Annotated in this window: 10 protein-coding genes; 6 read left to right on the forward strand and 4 right to left on the reverse strand. The window is 62.1% G+C overall.

Features of this window, described 5'->3' with window-relative positions; all coding sequences use genetic code 11:
• Positions 1 to 49: 49 nt before the first annotated feature.
• The 3 genes from OH491_RS16295 (at position 50) to OH491_RS16305 (ending at position 9,732) form a co-directional block, all read left to right on the forward strand.
• Positions 50 to 5,398 (forward strand): MBG domain-containing protein, encoded by a 5,349-nt coding sequence (locus OH491_RS16295; protein ID WP_068770516.1) that lies wholly within the window; start codon positions 50 to 52, stop codon positions 5,396 to 5,398.
• Positions 5,399 to 5,704: 306 nt separating this feature from the next.
• Positions 5,705 to 6,817 (forward strand): hypothetical protein, encoded by a 1,113-nt coding sequence (locus tag OH491_RS16300; protein WP_068770515.1) that lies wholly within the window; start codon positions 5,705 to 5,707, stop codon positions 6,815 to 6,817.
• A gap of 251 nt (positions 6,818 to 7,068) precedes the next feature.
• Entirely contained in the window at positions 7,069 to 9,732 is a 2,664-nt protein-coding gene (locus tag OH491_RS16305) for a hypothetical protein (RefSeq protein WP_068770514.1), read from the forward strand.
• 291 nt (positions 9,733 to 10,023) lie between these two features.
• Here the strand turns inward: OH491_RS16305 and OH491_RS16310 are convergent, their stop codons facing one another.
• A complete protein-coding gene (locus OH491_RS16310; protein ID WP_334319335.1) occupies positions 10,024 to 11,259 on the reverse strand; it encodes a hypothetical protein in 1,236 nt (411 codons plus the stop codon).
• Positions 11,260 to 11,519: 260 nt separating this feature from the next.
• Here OH491_RS16310 and OH491_RS16315 point away from each other — a divergent pair, with 260 nt between their 5' ends.
• Complete coding sequence (locus OH491_RS16315) at positions 11,520 to 12,335, forward strand: glycerophosphoryl diester phosphodiesterase membrane domain-containing protein (protein ID WP_334319334.1); 816 nt, start codon at positions 11,520 to 11,522, stop codon at positions 12,333 to 12,335.
• On the opposite strand, the gene OH491_RS16320 is transcribed toward OH491_RS16315, so the two are convergent.
• Positions 12,296 to 12,664, reverse strand: coding sequence for a hypothetical protein (locus OH491_RS16320; protein WP_145928807.1), 369 nt, complete (start codon positions 12,662 to 12,664; stop codon positions 12,296 to 12,298). The genes OH491_RS16315 and OH491_RS16320 overlap by 40 nt on opposite strands.
• 183 nt (positions 12,665 to 12,847) lie before the next feature.
• Between OH491_RS16320 and OH491_RS16325 the strand changes: the two genes are divergently transcribed.
• Both OH491_RS16325 and OH491_RS16330 read left to right on the forward strand, forming a co-directional pair.
• Entirely contained in the window at positions 12,848 to 16,681 is a 3,834-nt protein-coding gene (locus OH491_RS16325; RefSeq protein ID WP_084442206.1) for a TonB-dependent receptor plug domain-containing protein, read from the forward strand.
• Between the two features lie 459 nt (positions 16,682 to 17,140).
• A complete protein-coding gene (locus OH491_RS16330) occupies positions 17,141 to 19,681 on the forward strand; it encodes a tetratricopeptide repeat protein (protein WP_342750591.1) in 2,541 nt (846 codons plus the stop codon).
• A 216-nt stretch (positions 19,682 to 19,897) separates the two neighbouring features.
• Here the strand turns inward: OH491_RS16330 and OH491_RS16335 are convergent, their stop codons facing one another.
• Both OH491_RS16335 and OH491_RS16340 read right to left on the reverse strand, forming a co-directional pair.
• Positions 19,898 to 20,383, reverse strand: coding sequence for a VOC family protein (locus tag OH491_RS16335; protein ID WP_068770510.1), 486 nt, complete (start codon positions 20,381 to 20,383; stop codon positions 19,898 to 19,900).
• A gap of 296 nt (positions 20,384 to 20,679) precedes the next feature.
• On the reverse strand, positions 20,680 to 21,828 hold the full coding sequence (locus OH491_RS16340; RefSeq protein WP_068771113.1) for a Gfo/Idh/MocA family protein: 1,149 nt from the start codon (positions 21,826 to 21,828) through the stop codon (positions 20,680 to 20,682).
• Between the last annotated feature and the right edge of the window lie 11 nt (positions 21,829 to 21,839).

A 21,839-nucleotide genomic window follows, 5' to 3' on the forward strand; every position in this document is an offset into this window, starting at 1 on the left:
CCCGACGCTGCGAAACCGGTCACCGAAAACACCCAACGCATTCAAGCCCATGAAAACACTTCCCTTTTTCTCCAGCCCCGCCGTTGCCGCCGCGCTCCTCCTTCTCGGCGGCGCCGCCTTTGCCGACGATGTTACCGTCCCGCTCCCGTCCGTCCAATGGAACCCCATCGAAAGCGGCACCTCCGTCCCCAACACCGGCACCCGCGACGGTTTCGCCTCGCTCACGGGCGACACGCTGCTCCTGCGCAAGGCCACGACCACCGACTTCAACACGTGCGCGCCCGGCGAGTTCATCACGGCGGACGGCACCGGCCCGTTCGGCGTCGGACGCGCGCTCGATTTTTCCGCCTATACGACTACCGCCGGCTATCCCACCGTAAACGCCGATCCCGCCCTCGCCAGCCCGCTCGCCGGCATCACTTCCGGCCTCAACGTGGGCGGGGCGACCGGGTTCACCTTCACCCTATGGTATAAGCTCGATACAACTTTTCCCGGCAATACCGTTTACACGTCCGTCCTGCGCAACAACTCCACCGACGCCAGCACGGGCGCCTTCGATATTCTTTTCACCAACACCGGCGCGTTGCGTTTCAATCTGGCGGGCACCACGGCCAACTCCGCCGGCTCCGCCGCCTACATCCAGGCCGGTGTGAATACCACCCTCACCCAGCCGGGCGCATGGGTGTTTGTCGCCGGCACCTGGGACGGGACCAATGGCTTTACCACCCTTTATTACGGCACCGAGGCACTGGCGGTCGCCAAGCTCAGGGACGGCACGGTGAATACCAAGGGCGCGCTCAGAACCAGCGCCCTCGTGAATGTCGCCTACCATAACATTTCCACCAGCGGCAACAATGGCCGCACCCTCGACGGCTGGATGGCCGACATCCGCCTCTACAGCCAGGTGCTGACGCTGGAGCAGCTTGAGAAAATCCGCGCCGGCTCCTCCTCGTCCACCGTCACCACCTATCTGCCCACGGTGAAATCCTGGACCGACAGCGCGCTGGCCAACGATTACACCGACGCCAAGGTGGACGCTGCCACCGCCTCCCCCGCCGCGGGCGGCACGGCCAACGACCGCCTCTTCCACATCGCCGCCGCCGCCGCCCGCCTCTGGCTCCTCGGCGGCAAAACCGAGACCGCCTACGCCGACAAGGCGTTCTACATCCTCAACGCGCTGAACAACCAGCGCCAGCTGGGCGCTTGGCGCATCAGTTTTCAGGCCAAGTTTTCCTTTGCCGAGGCCTGCTCCATCCTCATCCAGAATGGCTACGGCAACCCGGCCTTTGACGACACGTTCAAGGCCGCCCTCAAGACCATGGCCCGCGACAACCTCGGGCCGGCCGAGATCGCCGACAACAACACCGGCGCCTTTCCCGCCGCCGGCACCGTGCAGGCGCTCGCCCTCTGGTCCGATCTCGATGCCGGCGGCGCGTGGACCGACTACGTCAAGGCCCAATGGGCCTCGTGGACCGCGCGCCACGACACCGCGGAAAACTCCCTCAACTACAACAAGGCCTTCCTCACCTATTCCATTCTCATGGCGAAGCGCGCCGCCGGCATCAGCGGCCTCGACTCCGCCGCCATGCTCGCCGACCTCGACCACGCCGGCACCAAGGCCATGGTCACCCGCTGGCGCGACCAGGTGGCCGGCGACGGCGCGATGCCGGCCTACGGCGACGACGGCAACGGCTCCCCCATGCCGGCCCTCGACAATTGGCCGCTGAATTTCGAGTGGGCCGCCAAACGCTGGAACGACCCCTCCTTCCGCTGGGCCGCAAACGCCGTGTGGCGCCTCACCCGCAACAGCACGACCCGCGAGCCCATGATACTGCTCCTGCTCACCTACGCCGACGAATGGGGCGACCTCGCGGTGGAACCCGTCCAGCCCGCGACCGGCTCTCTGCTCCAGACCCGCAACACCGTGCTCGCCGCGGATGAGTTCGACAAGATCGTCCTCGCCCCCTCGCGCGACTCCGGCGCCCCCTTCACCGTGGCGGAAATCCACGCCCACGGCTGGCACAGCCACACCGAGCAAATCGGCTCCATCTCCCTCTACGAGCACGGGAACACCGTTTATCTCTACGGCCTCGGCTATAACAACCGCTCCAGCGACCACGCCAGCATGGTGCTGATCAATCCCGCCGGCATGCCCTTCCCCTGGCGCGGCTACCCGGAAAACGGGGTCTGGTATGAAGCCGCCATCCCCACCGATCGCTTCCCGATCATCACCGATGCCTCCCACCCGCTGTATAACGGCGGCGGACGGCGTCTCATTGACACGCCGCTCTGGCGCGTCGAGCAGCACAACCCGACCGAGTCCGGCCACGCCTGGCTGAGTAACTACCGCCTCGTCGCCGCCGACGGCACTGAAACCTTGCTCAATCCGCTCACCAGCGCCTCCGGTTGGGCCGGCTACCTGAACGCCACTCCTGCCGACGGTCCGTCCGGCGCGCCCAACACCGCGCTGCGCTTCGACGCCGGCCCGCAAATCTCGCAGAACAGCTCGACCTTCATCACGCTGCCTTCGTCGCAGCGGCTCAACCTGAGCGTGCTTCCCGCCGAGCATCCCTTCGTCAAATTCTGGTGGAAGGTGGACGTGCCCGCCACTTCCGGCCTGAACCCGGACGACTCGATCATGGCGCACCGCCAGGATTACTACGACGGCGGCGAGCACATGAACGGCGCCATCGCCTGGCTCCAGCCCTTTGCGCCGACCACCACCGCCGCCAAGGTCGAGACCGCCGCCAAGGGCCGCTACGGCGCGTTCACCGTGGACGATTACTTCACCCTCGGCACGAAACTCACCCGCCGCATCGTCCAGCTCGACGACGGCACCCTCGTCGTCCACGACACGCTCCTGCCCGACAGGGACGCCGACGGCCGCAATGCCGGCCCTGTCTGGCAGCTCGACGCCGGCAGCCAGCCCGTGCAAGTCGTCCCCGGCGTGTTTGACGCCACCGGCTTCTTCAACACCAGGAGTCTCGCGCGCGGCACCGCCCGCCTGCTCGTCGTCATGGAACGCGCACCCGGACGCGAATTCGGCAGCGTCCGCCCGCCCGCGCCGTTGTGGATGAACACCAACCCCTACGCCACCTACGCCCGCTCGACCCTGCGCGAGGGCGTGCCGGCGAGCTTCGTGACCGTGCTTCTGCCCAACGACGGCGCGACCGCCGCGTCCGCTCTCGCCGGCCGCGTCCGCATCCAGCGCAACGCGCCGGACAGCGTCGTCGTGCAGATTGACCGCCCCGACGCGCCGACCGCGCAAATCACGCTCGGTGCCAACGACGCGTGGAGCGTGGACGACATCGCCGTGCCCCAGCCCGCCGCCGTCACGCTCGGCGATCTCATCCAGGCGTGGGACGGCGACCCCAAGCCCGTCTCCGTCGCCACCGATCCCGCGGGCCTCTCCGCCGTCGTCACCTACGGCGAGGAGCGCAGCCCGGCCGCGCCGGCCGAAATCGGCCTTTATCCGGTCGTGGCGCAAATCAACGCGCCCGGCTACTACGGCGAGGTTTCCGGCACGCTCAACATCCGCGCGCCCTCGCCCTTCATCATGGAACAGCCGCTCCCGCGGCTCGCCGTGGCCGGCGACACGGTGACATTTTCCGTCTTCGCCTCCGGCGCCCAGCCGTTGGTTTACCAATGGCAGAAAAGCGCGGACAATATAATATTTAATAATATCGCCGCCACCGGCACGGCCCTCGCCATAAACAACGCGCAGCCCTCCGACGCCGGTTTCTACCGCGTGATCGTTTCCAACACCTTCGGCGAGGACACCAGCATCGGCGCGGAGCTGGCCCTCGCGCCGGCGGCTTTCCCCGCTCCGCGGCCCGACGGTTACGGCACGGCTGCCACCGGCGGCGGCGGCGCCCCGAACATCCTCGTTTCCACCGAAAGCGAACTCCGCGAATACGCCGCGCTCGAAAATCCCGCCGTTCTCACCCTGCGCGGCAACATCGCCCTGTCCGGCGGCAACCTTGTGGTCGGCTCCGACAAGACCATTCAGGGCCTCGACGCCGACGCCACGCTTTCCGGCGGCCTGCAAATCGGTCCCGGCGCGAGCAACGTCATCGTCCGCGGCCTGAACATTTCCAACCCCGCCCCCGGCGCCGCGGGCCTGGCCGTCACCGGCGCGACCGACGTGTATGTCGGCCACGTTTCCCTCTTTAGCGGCACCGACAGCCCGCTCGTCACCATCGACGCCACCTCCGACAACATCACCCTTGCGTGGTCCGAGCTTTATTTCACCGGGACGGAGGGCGCGCGTTCCGCCATGCTCGCCGGCGTCTCCGGCTCCACCGGCCCGTCCCACGTGAGCCTGCACCATAACCACTGGAAGGACGCCGGCCGGGACATGCCCCTCGCGGTCAACAGCCGCGTGCATATATACGACAATTATTTCAACGCGCCGGGCAACCTTTCCACCATCGCCGTCGGCGACGGCGCGGAAGCCGTCGTGGAGTATAATTACTTCGATTCGGTCAACGAACCGTGGCTCAAGACCGGCACCAACGCGTGGCTGCACGCGGGCAATATCGACAACATCGTGTCCGGCGGGACCTCGGTGATGACATCGGGCACCGACCTCGTGTTCACGCCCGATTATTCCTACTTGATGCAATCAGGCTCCAGCCTGGATACTCTCATCCCTGCGAACGCCGGCAACACCTCGGGCGCGGCCTCGGCCGCGCCCGCCGCCTCCGTTGCGCTGGCCATCAGCGGCACCGAGGGCGCGCTGCCCGACAGTGTGAGCTTCACCCTCACCTCCACGCTCACCGGCGCGCAGGCCGTCTCCTATCAGTGGCGGCGTGACAACCGGCCCCTTGCGGGCGAGACATCCGCCTCCCTCCATGTGGATTACGCGCGGCAAAATCTCTCCGGCGCCTATGTGCTCCAGGCCGCGCTCGCCGATGGCGACATCGCCGTGAGCAACCCGAAATACATCACCATCGGTGCCCCCGTGCCCCCGCGCATCATCACCCAGCCCCGCCCGGTGGACGGTCCGGCCCAGGTGATCACCGAGTGGCCGGTTGACCTCGGTAATAATGTTTCCCTCTTCATCGAGGCCACCGGCGATCCGGTGCTCAAATACCAGTGGCAGAAGCGTCAGAGATACAACACTACCGCGTGGGACAACATCCCCGGCGCCACCTTCCCGACGCTGAACCTCGGCAACGTGACCATTGACGATGGCAGTGTCTATCGCACCGTGGTGGTCAACAACTCCGGCACGGCCACCACCAGCGACTTCAAGCTCATTGTCTATAACACCGACGACCCCTACCGCGTTGGCAATTCCCGCGGTGACGGCGGCGGCGGCGCGCTTTCGCCGTGGTGCGCGGCCGCGCTGGCCCTCCTCGCCGCCGCCCGCCTGCGCCGGAAAAACAACCATTAAAATAGGCGCAAAAAGCACTCTGCGAGTAGCCTGACAAAACAATCACTCAATCCCGTGCCTTTTGAGCCTCTTGCCAGGCCACTCGCTTCGCTCGTGGAGTGGCTATTAAAACCGAACCATTTATCTCACACAAAGGCACGAAGGCACAAAGGAATGAATTATAACCCGGCGCTTTGTGCCTTCGTGCCTTTGTGTGAGATAAAAACCGAATCATTATTTTGAATAGAAGCAAACAAGGAGTCGGGGAAACCAATATAATAAAAAGACTTCTTTGTTTCCTTTGTTACCTTCTGTTAAATAAAAACCATGCCCGCCGCCACCCGCCACGCCCGCTGGAAAACCCTGCTTTCCGCCGTCCGCCGCCAGCCGCTCGAATATTGCCCCGCGTTTTCCGAAATCGCCGCGCGATGGGAGGACTGGTGGCATTTTCGCGCCGACCGCCCGCTCATGCTCGCCGCGTCGCGCCTGCGCGACGACGGCTACTGGGGCCGCGGCTTCCGCTTCTTCGACGACCCCGAGGCGTGGCTGCGCGCCCTCGTCGGCCAGGTCGAAAACACCCGCCGCCTCGGCGAATTGCTGCCGTGGGTGCGCGTCGATATCGGTCCCGAGGCTCCCGCCGCGTTTCTCGGCGCGCCGCTCCACCTTTCCGAGGAGGAGCAAACCGCCTGGAACACGCCGACCATCGAAAGCTGGTCGCCGCCGCCGGTGTTCCAATTCGACCCGGACAACAAATGGTTCCGCCTCGTCCTCGCCCTGCTTGCCCGCGCTGCCGAGGGCGCGCGCGGGCGCTACCTCGTCTGCCTGCCCGACATGGGTGGCGCGATCGACGTGCTCGTCAACATGCGCAGCCCCACGCTGCTTTGCATGGACATCATGGACGACGCCCGCGAGGCCGTGAAAGCCTCCGCGATGCAGATCGCCGACGCGTGGGCGCCCATGTATGATCAAATCCTCGACACCATCCTCGAACGCGGCGCGGGCTATCTCAACCAGATGAGCCCCTGGTCGGACGAGGCCTACGTGGTGCCCACGTGCGATTTCACCGCGCTGGTCGGCCCCGACGATTTTGCGGAAATCTGCCTGCCCTCGCTCCGGCGTCAGGCGGAGCATGCCGGGCGGATTTGTTTTCATCTCGACGGCCCGCAGGCCGCCCGCCACGCGGGGACGCTTGGGCGGCAGGACTGGATTCACACCGTGCAATACTCGCCGGGCGCGGGCACGCCCTCCGCCCTCGCGAAACTCGACATGCTGCGCGGCTTGCAGGAGGCGGGGAAACCGGTGCTTGTCATCACGCCGAAAAACGAGGCCGCCGAGCTGGCGCGCAAACTCGACCCGCGCGGGCTGGCCATCTGGGTGGACGAAAACCTCACCCCCGCCGAGGCCGACGAATTCGATGCCATCATCAAAAGCCTGAATTAAACCAAACGAACGTTTATTTAGACAGAATGAACGGAATTTAAATAAATCAACAGAATAAATAATCCATTCTGTCCATTTTATTAAATTCCGTTCATTCTGTCTAAAAATAATAAGCCAATGAATTAACCCCAAAGGATGCGAAGCAGGCAATAATATCATTATCCATCAAAAAATATTAAACCTTCCGGTCCGCAACGCTCTACATCCTCCGCCATTATTTCAAACCCCGCCAAAAGATTTTCCTTCCTCGCATGTTGATAAAAACAAACACCCTCTCCCTGTTCCTGCTGGCCGCTGCCGCGCTGGCCCTCGCACCAGTCGCCGCGCACGCGGCGGACGAGCCGGCTCTGGAAAACGAATATAAAAAGACGCAGCTCCGCTTTTTCCTCGAAAACGCCGCCCTCGCCGCCGAGGAAAACACCCAGGAAAAAACCGCCGAGGCCGTCGCCCGCCTGCGCATCCTGGCAAGGGAATACCGCGACGCGCCCGCCCCGGATGTCGCGGACAGCAATACTTTCAGCCCACACAGCCGCCGCAATCCCCGCGCCCTCGCCCGGCACGATTTTTTTGTGTGGCGCTTCCTGTTCTCCGCCGCGGAGACACTCGCCGCGCGCGGCGAGCTGCCGGCCGATGTCCGGACAGGCATCGAGCCGGTGGCGCGCGAAAATGTCCGGCCCCGCGAGCGCGCGCCGAACAACCGCTCCTTCCATTTCGCGCTCGGCGCCATCTACGCGGCGAAACTGTTTCCCGCCGCGCCCGAGGCCGCCGTGTGGAAGGCCTACGCGAACGCCGTCTTCGACGACTGGCTGACCCTCGGCGACGCTTACGAGCCCGGCTACGTCGAGCCGTGGTTCCCGCCGCTGCTCGAACTCGGCCTCGCGCTCGGACGCGAGGCGGATTTGCGCGGCCCGGTCGCGCGCGCCATGTATGCGCGCCTGCGCGACCACGTGAGCGCCAGCGGCCTGGCCTGGACGCCCGGCGACCCCGGCGACGGCGCCGACCAGAGCGCCTACATCGAGGGGCTTGCCCGCGCGGCGGAAATCACCGGCGACGGTTCGCTCCTCGGCGCCGCCCAGCGCGCGCTCCGCGCCACGCCGTCAAGCCGCAAAGGCTTCGCCCGGCTGGAGCGCTTCGTGAAGCATGCCACCGAAAAACTCGCCGCCGCCGGCGTGAGCCCGTCGCCCGCCCGCCCGCTCGCCGAAATCCAGCCGCTTTTCGCCGCCACCGGTCACCCTGCGCCGGATCGTCTCCTCCTCTCCAGCCCCGACGCGCCCGCCCGCCCTTACGCCGGATTTTATGCGATGGACCGCACGGAAACCCATCATCACGGGCACGAGGACACGCGCGGCGAGGTGTATCATTACGAGGCGGACGGCGTGATGCTGCTGCGCCGCCCCGGCTGGATAAAATGGGCCGGTTGCGCCAACACCTTCGTCGTGGCCGACGAGACGGCGCAATTTCCCTTCGCCACCACGCGCGGCCTCACGCCCGGCCGCTGGCTGGCGGGGTCCGCGCAAATCACCCCCATCCGCGACATCGTTGACACCGCCGCGTGGAAGCGCCTTGGCGGCGAGCCCGCCGAATACACCCAGCAGGCGATGAGCGATGTCGCGCGCGGCCTCGGTTACTCATGGATCAACATGTCCAGCTACACCGGCGCGCACGACACCGTGGAGCTGCGGAAAATAGTATTACGCTTCCTCGCCATCCCGGAAAAGGAAATGCTGGAGGCGGAGGCGGCGGGGAGCCACAGCCTGGGGACATTGTCCTTCGATCCCGGCATGGCGTGGTATCGCGAATACCGCCCGGTCGCGCCCGCCGGACCCGACGGCACGCTGGAGTTTGTTGTTTCCGACTTCCGTCTCGCGGGCATGGACGGCTCGCGGATGATCGCGGACTTCAACACCCTCCCGGAAGACATGACCGTCGTGCATTACGCGCCCGGCACGAGGGGAAAACCGGGACGCGTGGTGCCGCGCTCCGAGTGGGAAAAATGGCTGACCCTCGTGCCCGACACGCGCCCGGGAGTTTGTAACCTGATAGGCCGCAAGACCGCCGCCACCGCGCCGCGCAACGTCCTGCGCGTGGTCTGCCCGCCGGGCCGGCTCGACCTCGTGTTTGCCCCCAGGCCCGAGCCGGTGGACATCGCCAAAACATTCCCGCGCGTCGAGCTCGATTATCAGGTGCGCACCCCCGACGCCACCTTGCTGCGCCTGCCCATCGCGCTTGAAATAAACGACCTCCACCCGCGCAGCATCTATCTCGACGGGCAGCAGGGCGGACACCTCGTCGCGAGCGCCGCCGCGCAGAAGGACGGCGACAGCTTCGGCGCGTTGACCTACGAAAACGTATATGCCGCGGGCGCGCTCTGGACGCGGCGCATCGTGCTCACCCGTGAGGGCATCATGCTCGTGGTGGATGAATACACGGCGGACAAACACCAGGGCCGCATGGCCGGCGGCCCGGTGTGGCAACTGGCCGCGCCGCCGGTGTCCGGGTTGAATTGGTTTTCCGCCCCGTCGGAGACCGACCCGGAAAAAAGCCTGCTGGTATGGTTTCATCCGGAGGCGGGCGTGGAATACGGCGCGCAGTTTCAGCCGAAGCTGATGGGCGAGCAGAATTACGCCGTCTTTGCGAAAGGTCTCCTGCCGCCCGGGGGCGTGCGGCGTTTTGTCACCGTGCTCGTTCCGCACGACACGGCCGTTTCGCCCGCGGAAATCACCGGGCTGAAAAACCGCAACATGCGTCTTCTGGATGTGCCGCCCTCAAGGGCCGGCGTGCAAACCGAGGTTTCACCCGACGGCGCCGTTTCCGCCCGCATCGCCCCGCGCGTCAAGGACTGGCCGCATGGCCAGATCCTGATCAAAGTGTCGCCGGACAATGCCGCATGGTCGGTGAGCCGGAAAAAGAAATAGTTCTTTATCTCACACCAAGGCACAAAGTGCCGGGTTATACTTCATTCCTTTGTGTCTTGGTGCCTTGGTGTGAGATAAATGGTTCGTTTTTATTTAATCACGGATAAGGGAAAGATTTGGGACACCGTTGGTTTTATCCGTGCTCATCCGTGTAATCCGTGGTTAAATAGATGGTTCGATTTTAACAGCCACGAAAAGGCGCAAAATCGAATTTCTTTTCTCGTGCCTATTTTAATAATTCGGTTTTATTGAACAGAAGGAAACAAAGAAAAACGAAGAAAACATTTTATATTATGGTTTTCTTGGTGCCCTTTGTTTTTTTCTGTTCAAGATAGATGGTGCGGTTTGTTTTATACTTCCCAGCTTGGCGCGCAGATAGGGCGCGGTGGGGGAGTTTTTCACCTGCAACAGGCCTGGGAGCGGCCCTTGGTAGAGCAGTTCGCCGCCCGCCGGGCCGCCGTCGGGACCGAGTTCGATGATGTAGTCGGCCTCGGCGAGGAGATCGAGGTGGTGTTCGATCACGACGACGGTGTGGCCTTGGTCGACGAGCGAGTGCAGCACGTGGATGAGCTTTTCGCAGTCGCTCAGGTGCAGGCCGATGGTGGGTTCCTCGAGGAGATAGAGGTTTCTGGGAAGTTCCCCGCGCGAGCGTTCCTTGACGGTCGCAAGGCCCTGCGAGAGTTCGGTGACGAGCTTCAGGCGCTGGGCCTCGCCGCCGCTGAGGGTGGGCGAGGACTGGCCGAGCGTGAGATAGCCGAGACCGCAATCGACCATGAGGCGGCAGGTTTGCGAGAGATGATTGTGAAAGTCGAAAAAGGCGGCGGCCTCCTCAAAGGTGAGCTGGAGCACCTGGCCGATGTTTTTGCCCTTCCAGGTGATGTCGGAAAGCTCGGGCGCGTAGCGAGTGCCGCGGCAGTCGTCGCAGGGCAGGTAGGTGTCGGGCATGAAGGCCATTTCGAGTTTGATGCGGCCCGCGCCCGCGCAGGCCTCGCAGCGCCCGCCGGCGGTGTTGAAGGAATAGCGGGAGGCCGTGTAGCCGCGGATTTTCGACTCGGGCAGGCTGGCGAAAAACTGGCGGATCTGGTCGAAGATGCCGAGATAGGTGGCCGGCGTGGAGCGCGGGGTTTTGCCGATGGGCGACTGGTCCACCTCGATGACGGAGCGAAACACGTGGCCGTTGAGCAGGAGATCGAAGGGCGGGGGAGGGGAGGGCGGTTTGGCGCCCCGGCGCGCCGCCACCGTCTTTCTTGTTACTTGATCCTTGTCCCTTGTTATTTCTGGCTCCGCCAGCGACTCGTCCGCGAAGCCGGTGGCCTTGACAAAGGCGGGGCCGGCGAGTTTTGGCGCGCCGGTCTTGATGGCGTGCGACACGGCGGGATGCAGGAGGTCGCGGAAAAGCGTCGATTTTCCCGCGCCGCTGGGGCCCGCGACCATGATGAGGCGGCCGAGCGGGAGATGCAGGTCGAAGCCGCGCAGGTTGCGCAGACGGGCGCCGGTGAGCGTGAGCCATTCGGGTGCGGATGCCATGAGGAGCGAAAAAAGCGGATCGCCCCGCAACCGCAATCATGGAGACACCGGGAAACGCCTGCCCGCGGGCGCCGCGAACGTGCCACCGGCGCAAGCCTGCCTTGTAAAATGAGTTGCGAGACCGGAGCAGGCCGCGCATGATGCGCGGCATGTTTTTTATCGTGGGAAGCGACGGATTGGAATACGGACCGGCGGACGCCCGGACCGTGCGGTCATGGATGGCGGAGGGCCGCGCGACGCCCCGCACACGGGCGCGGCGCGTGAACGAGCAGGAGTGGAAGACGCTCGGAGATTTCCCGGAGTTGGCCCCGGCCGCCATGCCGCCGTCGCTGCCCGCCGCTGTTCCGGCGCGGCCGGCCGGGCCGCAGCCGGCGGCGGTGGAAATCGATGCCGACGCGTATGCCGCCGATTTGATCGCGAGGGCCGCGCCGCTCAATATCACAAGCTGCCTTTCGCGCTCGTGGGCGTTTTACAAGTCGGATTTCTGGCCGATTCTCGGGGTCACCCTGGCGGCGATGTTGCTGATGGGCGCGGTGCCGCTGGGCGCGCTTTTCCTCACGGGCCTCTTCATGGGCGGGCTGTATTATTATTATCTGGGCAAAATGCGCGGACAGCAGCGTCAGATCGGGGATATTTTTATCGGTTTTTCCCGGATGACGAAACCGTTGTTTTTTGCCGGGTTGATCATGTGTGGCATCAGCTTCGCCATCATAATCCCGGGCTATGGCGCGCTGCTGGCCGGCGCGCTGGCGGAATCGATGCCGGTGGCCATTGCCGGCGGGGCGCTGTTATTGGCCGGCATGCTGGCCACGATGTATCTTTCGCTCGTTTGGGCTTTTGCGTTCCCTCTGATCCTGGATAAAAACCTGGGTCACCGGGATGCGATGAAGGTGAGCAGGAAAGTGGTGTCCGCGCAGTTCTGGCGTCTGCTGGGGCTGTCGTTTCTTTGCATGCTGCTTTACATGGTAGGGATGCTGGCCCTGATTGTCGGCGCGTATTTTGTGCTGCCGCTGCTGGTGGGGGCGTTTGCCCATGCCTACGAGGATTTGTGCAATCCGCCGGAAAGCCGCGCATAGTTGTGCAGCCGGTCCGCGGGGCGGGCCGAAAATTTGTTGACAGTGATTGTGTCGTCGCCGCCGAAAATGATATGCGCCCGCAGCCTGTGGGCTGTCGGCGGGGATATGGCTGGCTGTTTGGCATGATCACATATTAACGCGGCAGCGCGCGTAGCGCAGGCATCCTGCCTGCCGTCAAAACCAAAGGCGCGCAGCGCCGCTGATTCTCTTTCCAGAAAAAGAAGGCCGCACTTTGCTCGATAAAAATATTCGACGGCAGGCAAGGATGCCTGAGCTACGCGCTGCACCCAAGCCAATGATTTTTGAAAAAAGCCCGACGCGGCAGGCATGACAGAATATTTACGAAACGGACGATTATAAGGGCTCAGTGAATCTTACTGTAATAATTCAACAGACTAGAACGCGGCAAAACATGGAGCTAGGCAGTTGTCATCAAACGGCGCAGACCGCCTAAAAAAGTCTGCGTTTTCCCATCCCCTCACCCTAACCGCAACACCCTACCTACCTACACTATGAACTCCAAGCGCAAGCATCATGCTCTCGTTCGGATGATCGGCGGCGCGTCCTTCGTCGCCCTCGCGGCATCATCCGTGTTAGCCCAGGCCGTCAGGAATGACGATGCCGATCCCGGCACGGCGGCACCCCCGCCGCCCGTAGTCACCACTCCCGCCCTTCCCACAAGCGACGAAGTGATCATGCTTTCACCTTTCGAGGTGGATGCCACCAGAGAAAAAGGCTACTTCGCCGAAAACACGCTCGCGGGCAGCCGCATGAGGACCAACATCTCGGATTTGGGCGCGGCTATTTCGGTCGTCACCAAGCAGCAGATGGAGGACACGGCATCGCTGGATGTGAATGACCTCTTCCGCTATGAACTCGGCACGGAGGGTTCTTCTACTTACACGCCGGAGGCGTTGACCTCCCGTGGCAACGGTGTGGCTGATGCGATTGCCGGTATAAATAATGGCGGCAATACGACCGCCAGCACAAACACCACCGCCAACCGCGTTCGAGGGCTTGGCTCCCCCAGTTTTTCGCTAAATTACTACTCGACGATCTCTCAAATACCGTTCGATTCCTACAACGCAGCGTCGTTTGAAATCAGCCGTGGCCCTAACTCCATGCTCTTCGGCATGGGAAGTCCGGCGGGCATTGTCAACCAAAGCACCGCCCAAGCCCTGATAAACAAAAATACTGGACAGGTGCAGGTTCGCGTTGATGACCGCGGCTCGGCACGCGCCAGCTTTTCTTTCAATAAAAACCTGATCGACGACAAACTCGCTATCTATGGTGCGTTTTTGTATAACGACCAACAGTTCGAGCGAAAGCCCTCCTACGATATTACGCGCCGCCAATATGGCGCCATCACTTACAAGCCTTTTAAAAAAACCAAGATCACTGCCAGCATTGAAGGCTATGACAATGACAATCGCCGCCCCAACTCGGTCACCCCTGTTGACGGTGTAACCGAGTGGCTCAAGGCTGGTCGCCCCGTGTATGATTCGAAGACTCATAAAGTCACCAAGCTGGATACAGGAGAGGTGGTTTCCATGGTTGTGGGCAGCGAGAATTCATACATGGCGAATGATCTCAGAAATTTCATAGCAACACTTCCCGGCTATGACGCGAACCTCTGGAATCCCGCCCAAACCCAATACAATGGCATCAGCATTTTCGGCACGGGCGCCATCACCAATGTGAATTCAATCCTTTTTGTTCAGGGATTGGGCTTCCAAAGCTCCGGGCGGACGATGATGAAGGTTGCCGACGGAGGTTTGCAGCGTTGGTTCCATCCCACGCAGGGAAATAATCCCCGGCTTCGGTATGATATAGTACCAAATGGAAGCACCGGTTATAATACTGCCACGACTGTAAACACATTAAGCACAGTCGCCGGGGACCCCAATTATGTTTGGGGTAATCCGACGTGGACGGACGTTTATGACACGTATGAGACAAGGTCCGATCTCAATTCCATGACGGTTGTCCCGCCCGACCCGAATTATCTCACCAAGCGCTACCCCGGCGTGACGGACAAATCCGTTTATGACTGGGAGCATGTCAATATCCTTAACATGCATGTCGGCTGGCAGCGGAACACTAATTACAATATTGAGCTTGAGCAGGAAATACTCCCCAACCTGCTGACTTTCAGCGCTGGCTGGTTTCGTCAGGATTTTGACTCCATGCAATTGTATAATGTGGGATCGCTGGACGGTGCCACTCTCTATGTGGACACCAACATATATGATTCGGAGGGCAACCCAAATCCATTCTATGGAAGACCTTATGTGCGGGGCACCGATGACCCTGACCGTATTGAGGATTCCCAGGCGGTTGACCAGTATCGCGCAATGCTCGCATTCACGCCCGACTTTACCAAAAACAAGGGCTGGACCAAATGGCTCGGGCATCACCAGATCCTCGGCTTGGCATCCTATATGGATTACGAGAGAACCACCATTCGCAGACGCCTGCAATTTGTTGACGGCGATCAAATGATCAAAACCCGCTACATGGCCAGTCCCGACGTGCCGGGATGGAGACTGGAGGGCAATCAGAGCTATGCTCTTTTTTATCTTTCCGACGATGGATACAGCGTCAACCAATCCTCGGGGCCCTTTTATCCATCCGGCAACGACCCAATCAGTGGACAGGTCACGGTCTATGATTACAACGCCAGTCAGTACAGAAATCTGGATGCGACTATGATTTGGAATCCACACTACGCCGGCACTGGAAAATCAGCGCGCAAGCTCACCTCTTACAGCGCGGGATGGACAGCCTATTTATGGGAGGACAGAATCATTGCCACCGCTGGTATTCGCCGTGACATCAACCGCACTCATAGTACCCGCGATGCCAACGCCAGACCCGCGGGGTTGACAGCCAAAGAAGCCATTGAGTGGGACATGAAGTATTGGGTGGATGGTGTGTATCAACTGGATGAGGTGTTCAAGCTCTGGAATGACTGGGCTAGGGTGAGTGGAACAACCAATACTGTCGGGGCGGTTGTAAAGCCTTTCCTGCATTGGGAACCCATTGCCAAACGTTCCGGTGACAATCTCTTCTGGGAATTTGTAGAAAATCTCGGGTTCAGTTACAACAAGTCGGATAATTTTGACGCACCTACGACTTCCTATGTCGATTTCTTCGGCAGCAAGCTTGGGAAACCCCAAGGCGAAGGAAAGGATTATGGCATCCAGTTCTCGCTCTTCAAAAATAAGCTTTTTGCCCGTCTCAACTGGTTCGAGTCCACCAATGAGAACTCGCCTGCGGCTTCCGGTTCAAACAACGCAATCCAAAGGCTCTGGTGGCATGTTGACACCACCGCTTTCCGCGGCTGGCTGGAACACATTTGGATGCTCAACCAAGGTGGCAATCCCTCGCTTCCCGATTGGAGGTTACAGTTTACTAATGACTCCGATGCGATGCGTGAGATGCAGCAGTGGGTGGGGGAAAAATGGGGTCTTAACAATGATTATAATTATTATGATCATTTGGGCGGCACTCTGGGTTCAACCAAATCGACAAAGGCAAAGGGTGTTGAATTAGCCATTAGTTATAATCCATTGCCAAACTGGACCATCAAGGTGACCGGCGCCAAGGTCGAAACTAAAAACAACAATGTTCTCAAGGAGGTTGACGCATGGATTGCTATGCGCGAGCCGGTATGGCAAAATGCCAAGGCAGAGGACTATTTGAATGCCGTGGGAACGGCCACATTGCAATCGCTTGGCGGCATCGATAATTATACGTTGTATAATACTGAAAGGAAAGGCAACATTGTGGACTTCTGGCATAGCACCAATTACGAGGTCGCTTCCGGGGCAACCTCAACTCCCGTGAACTCGACTGCTCAAGATGGATCGACAACGGTGGAAGGTTACTGGAATGCCTTGTATTATCCCTATTATGCCCTTGAGCGTGATCTTCAGGGCCAGCAGGTCGCGGGGCAGCGCAAGTATAACTTCAGCGTGCTTACCAATTACATGTTTGACCGTGGTGCGTTGAAGGGCTGGTCAGTCGGCGGTGCGCAACGCTATGCGAGCAAAGCCATAATTGGTTATCGTGGCAAGGCATCGGGAGCAAACGGGACGCTTCTGGACATATCAGATGTCAGTGACCCCATCTATGATGATGCAATGTGGTACACCGATCTCTGGATCGCCTACACCCGTAAGATCTTCAACGACAAGGTGCGCATGAAGATACAACTCAACGTGGCGGATGTCTTCCAAGATGGTGAGCTGAAGCCCATCCGTGTGGCTTTCGATGGCAAGCCCTATGCCTACCGTATTGTGGATTCCCGCCAGTTCATCCTGACGGCTACGTTTGATTTCTGATTCTGTTACGTGAGGTTATTGTCAGATCAGGGGTTATCAAGCAAAGCCCCCTCCATCGGGAGGGGGCTTTTTGTCGGATTGCATTGCCAGCCGGCATCGCAAACATTGGGGGAGAGCTATCCTACCAGCGTGACTTTGCATTTATACCATCTCCGAACCCTTTATAGACTCATCAAGGCAGGGCGAAACCTCCGGCCGAGCCGCGGCTCGGCGAGGACGCCTCGCCCTACCAAATATAAATTTCGTTCGGAATTGATATTGGTCTAAAATCAAAGGGACTCTTGGTCTTATTTCCAAAAGGACGACATGAGCAAACAACGCGCAGGCCGGAAGCGGAAGAGGACAGACGCGGATGCGGCGCCCGGACTGGTTGCACCGGATGCATCACCGGGGAGGAACGATCACGGGCATGGGCGATGGCATGGATTTTTAGTCGTGGTTTTGGTGATTGCGGTTTGCGTGGCTTGGGCAAACACGCTGCGCGCGCCGTTTGTGCTGGATGACGGGGAATCGATCGTCACCAATGCGAGCATCCGTGATTTTTGGTCGCTGCGCTGGCTGAATCCACCGGCAGAGATGGGCGAGACCGTGAGCGGCCGGCCGGTGTTGAATCTTTCCTTCGCGGTGAATTATGCGTTGGGCGGACTGGATGTGCGGGGATATCATCTGGGCAACATGCTCATCCACGCGGCGGCGGCGCTGGTTTTGTTTGGCGTGGCGCGGCGGGTGTTGTCGCAGTGCGGTTCCGAACGAAGCGGCACGCCTGCCGCGAGGGCGGAGCGCGACAGCGCGGAGGAGCCGGGCCGTAGCGCAGGCATCCCTGCCTGCCGTCCGAGGGCGATCGCGCGAAGCGCGGCATTTGTTTTTTGGAAAAAGATCAGCGGCGCTTCGCGCCAAGAATTTTCGACGGCAGGCAGGATGCCTGCGCTACGGGGCTGGTGCGCGTCCTACGGTGAACGGCTTTCCGAAGCCGGCGCGGCTGGGCTGGCGTTTGCGATGGCGTTGCTGTGGGCGCTGCATCCATTGCAGACCGCGGCGGTCACCTATGTGGCGCAGCGGGCGGAGTCGCTGGCGGGGTTGTTTTATTTGCTCACGTTGTATTGCTTCATCCGGGCGGCGGAGACGGGGGATTCGGCAGATCGGGTGGCACGGGCGACCCGCCCGTGGGATTGCGACGCGGAGCGTCGTCAGCATGGGCGAGTCGCCCATGCCACGCAGACCCATGGGCTGGCGGACCGTGCGGCGGCGCGCGGGGCGCGCTGGTGGGGCGCGCTGGCGGTGACGGCGTGCGCGCTGGGCATGGGGACGAAAGAGACGGTGGTCACGGCGCCGTTGGTCGCGCTGTTGCTGGACCGGGCGTTTTTTGCGGGATCGTTTCGCGAGGCCTGGCGGCGGCGCTGGCGGCTTTATGGCGGGCTGGCGGCGACATGGCTGCTGCTGGGCGCGCTGGTGTTGTCCAACACCGGTCGCGGCGGTTCGGCGGGGCTCGGCTCGGAGATCGGCGCATGGGGCTATTTGCTCACGCAGTGCGGGGCGATTGTGCGTTATCTGGGGCTGGCTTGCTGGCCGGCGTCGCTGGTGTTCGATCATGGCACGCCGGTCGCGGCGGGGCCGGGCGCGGTGTGGTGGCAGGCGCTGTTGTTGTGTGCGCTGGCGGCGGGGACGCTGCGGGCGTTGTGGCGGAATCACGCGGCGGGATTTCTGGGCGCGTGGTTTTTCCTGATGCTCGCGCCGAGCTCGAGTTTCGTGCCGGTGTCGACGCAGACCGTGGCGGAGCATCGCATGTATCTGGCGCTGGCTGCGGTGGTGGCGCTGGCGTGCGCGGGAGCATGGCGGGTACTGGCGTGGGTTTGCGGCATGGGGGCGCAACGCGGCGGCGGCAACAATGCGATTCCCAAGGCTTTTCAGCCCTTCAGTCCCTCAGCCTTTCGGCCTTTGCTCTGGGCGGCGCTGGTGTGCGCGGCAGCGGCGTTGGGCGCGGTGACGGTGGCGCGAAACGCGGTGTATCGCACGGCGGTGTCGCTTTGGTCGGACACGGTGGAAAAACGTCCGGACAATCCGCGCGCGCGCAACAACCTCGGGGCGGCGCTCTCGGCGGAAGGGCGGACGGCGGAGGCGGCGGAGCAGTTTCGCCGGGCGATCGCGTTGCGGCCGAATCATGCGTTTGCCCATTTCAACCTTGGCGTGGCGTTGATGCTTGATCCGCGTGCCGCGCTCGATGCCGTCGCGGCAGAGAGGGGAAACGGGACGCCGCCGGACGCCGCCGCTCTGCGCGCCGAGGCGGTCCGGCAGGCCGAGCATCATTTCCGCGCGGCGCTGGCGGCCGAGCCCGGCAACACGGACGCGTGCGTGAATCTCGGCAAGCTGCTCGCCGACTCGGGCCGGACGGCGGAGGCGATGGAGCACTACCGCTCGGCTCTGGCCGGCGACCCGGCGGCGCAGGATGCGCGGGTGAACCTGGCGGCATTGCTCGTTGCCGACGGACGCGAGGCGGAGGGCGCGGCGTTGCTGCGCGAGGCGCTGGCGGCGGAACCGGGGCTGGCGGAGGCGCATTATCAGATGGGTTTGGTGTTGGAAAAAAGCGGCGCGCGCCGCGAGGCCGAGGCGGAGTTTCGCGCCGCCGTGCGGCTCAAGCCGGGCATGGCGGCGGCCCACCTCGCGCTGGGCAACTGCCTCGCGCGGCGAGGCGATGCGGGAGCCGAGTCGTGCTATCGCGAGGCGCTTCGGCTCGATCCGAAACTCGCCGAGGCATGGTATGCGCTGGGCAACGGATTCGCGAAACAGGAACGGTTTGCCGATGCGATGGACGCCTACCGCAAGGCGATCCAGCTCGATCCCGCGCATGTGCAGGCGCTCAACAATCTCGGCAACTGCCAGCTCGTGACCGGGCGCGTGCGCGAGGCGGTGGAGACCTACGAGGAAGTGCTGCGCCGACGTCCCGGCGACGCGACGGTGCGGCAGAATCTCGACTACGCGAAGGAACTGCTGGGGGCGCGCTGAGCACCCCGGTGCCCCGTCGTCCGCACTATTGCCGACCGCCACCGCCGAATCAAACCCCCACGTCCGCCCGCTCGGTGGCGGCATCCGGTCCTAGGGTGCCAACGGATGCGGATTACTTCTCAGGCGACTGGATGGCCCAGCGATTTTACAGCGCGCCAGAGTGGTGCATTTTGGCCTCCTCCTTGATACCCGCGCTCGATCAGGGGAGAACCGGGTTTACCCGCGACGCGCTGCCTCGATTTTCGCGATATCGATTTTCTTCATTTCCATCATCGCTTCGAAGGCGCGCCTGCCCTCCGCGCCGCCCGCGGCTACCGCGCTGGTGAGGACGCGGGGAGTGATCTGCCAGGAAATCCCCCAGCGATCTTTGCACCAGCCGCAGTCGCTTTCCTGGCCGCCGTTACCGACGATCGCATTCCAATAGCGGTCGGTTTCCTCCTGTGTGTCGGTCGCGACCTGAAAGGAAAAGGCCTCGCTGTGCGTGAAATCCGGCCCGCCGTTCAGGCCGAGGCAGGGAATGCCGAGGACGGTGAATTCCACCGTAAGGATATCGCCCGCTTGACCCGACGGGTAGTCGCCCGGCGCGTGGTGTGCCGCGGTCACTTTGCTATCGGGGAATGTCGCTGCATAAAAACGCGCCGCGTCCAGAGCGTCTTTATTGAACCAAAGGCAGATCGTATTTTTGGGAATCGGTTTGTTCATAAAGAAATTTCGACCACGAGAGGCGCGAATGAAAGAAGTCCTTCGCAATATACGCCATCGCCGGGCTTCAGTCCACCGAGAACGTCATGCACCGGCGCGCCGCCGGCCGCCAGCCGCATCGCAACGCGATTCGCCTTTTTGCGGAGAGGCGCACGAAATGGTATGAGATCTTTTGCACACCCAAAGGCAGAAGCGGCCCGCGCGTTGCGCGGCGGGCAGCGGGAGGCAGCCCCCTTCCCTGCGGCGCTCTCTTTGAGGATTTCATTATTTCAAACAGCGCTCCCAAAAACACGCCCTTAATCATGCGGCGAATGGACGGATACGGTCTTCGGTTTTTTGCCCGGCTTTTTGCGCCGTTCGTATTTCCGGTCGGGCGCGCGAGCGGCGCCGCGCACGGGGGTGATTTTCACGGCGCGTCCCGTGCGCCCGGATTTTTGAATCGCATCGAGCACGCGCATGTCGGCCACGCCCTCCTCTCCGGAGGCTTCGGGCTTTCGATTTTTGGTCACGCATTCCACAAAGGCTTCGATCTCCCCGGCAAATTGGTCCACATGCGGAAAAGTCTTGGACTTCGACTTGTCCTCAATGGTCGCTGTCTGGCGCAGGCCTCCGCTGTATTCAAACGCCGGATCGAGCACGATGTTGCCTTTTGTGCCGACGATTTGGAAACGCCCCGTGTCGGACGAGCCGAAACTCACGGCAAACGCCGCGAGCCGCCCGCGCGGAAAACGCAGGATCACGACGGCGGACTCCTCCACCTCGCGAAAACGCTTGTCCCCACTGCTGTCCAGAAACGCGGCAACCTCGACGGGCTCGGCGCCCATGACGCTGCGCGCCGCGTTCAGGCAGTAGATGCCGATGTCGAGCAACGGACCGCCGCCGTGCCTGTCGCTCAAGCGGATGTTTTGCGCGTCGGTCAACTGAAAGCTGAAACTCGCGGTAAACAGGCGTGGATCGCCGATTTCACCCGAACGAACCCGTCGCACCGTATCGAGCGTCGCCGGTTCGAAATGCAGCCTGTAAGCAGTCATCAAGGTCACGCCGGCGGCGGCCGCGGCGCGCACGATGCGCTGGGCGTTTCGCTCCGTGTCCGCGAGGGGTTTTTCACAGAGGATGTGCTTGCCGGCCTTTGCCGCGCGGATGCTGTATTCGTGGTGTTGGTCGTTGGGAAGGGCAATGAAGACAGCATCGATGGCGCGGTCCGCGAGGCACTCGCCGTATTTTTTATAGGGATACGTTTTTTCGGCTCCGTATTCGCGCGAAAGCACGCGGAGCTTTTCCGGGTCGCTGGAAACAAGGGCTGCGACCTCGGCGTTGCTCGTGCGCTTGAAGGCGGGCAGCACGGCATTTTGGGCGATGTGGCCCAAGCCGACAACGGCAAATCTGAGTTTCCGATTATTCCCGGGCGCGGCTGGCCCGGAGTCAGTCCGTTCGATGGTGCTCATATTATGCCGTT

This window comes from Termitidicoccus mucosus (genome assembly GCF_038725785.1).
Lineage (GTDB): Bacteria > Verrucomicrobiota > Verrucomicrobiia > Opitutales > Opitutaceae > Termitidicoccus > Termitidicoccus mucosus.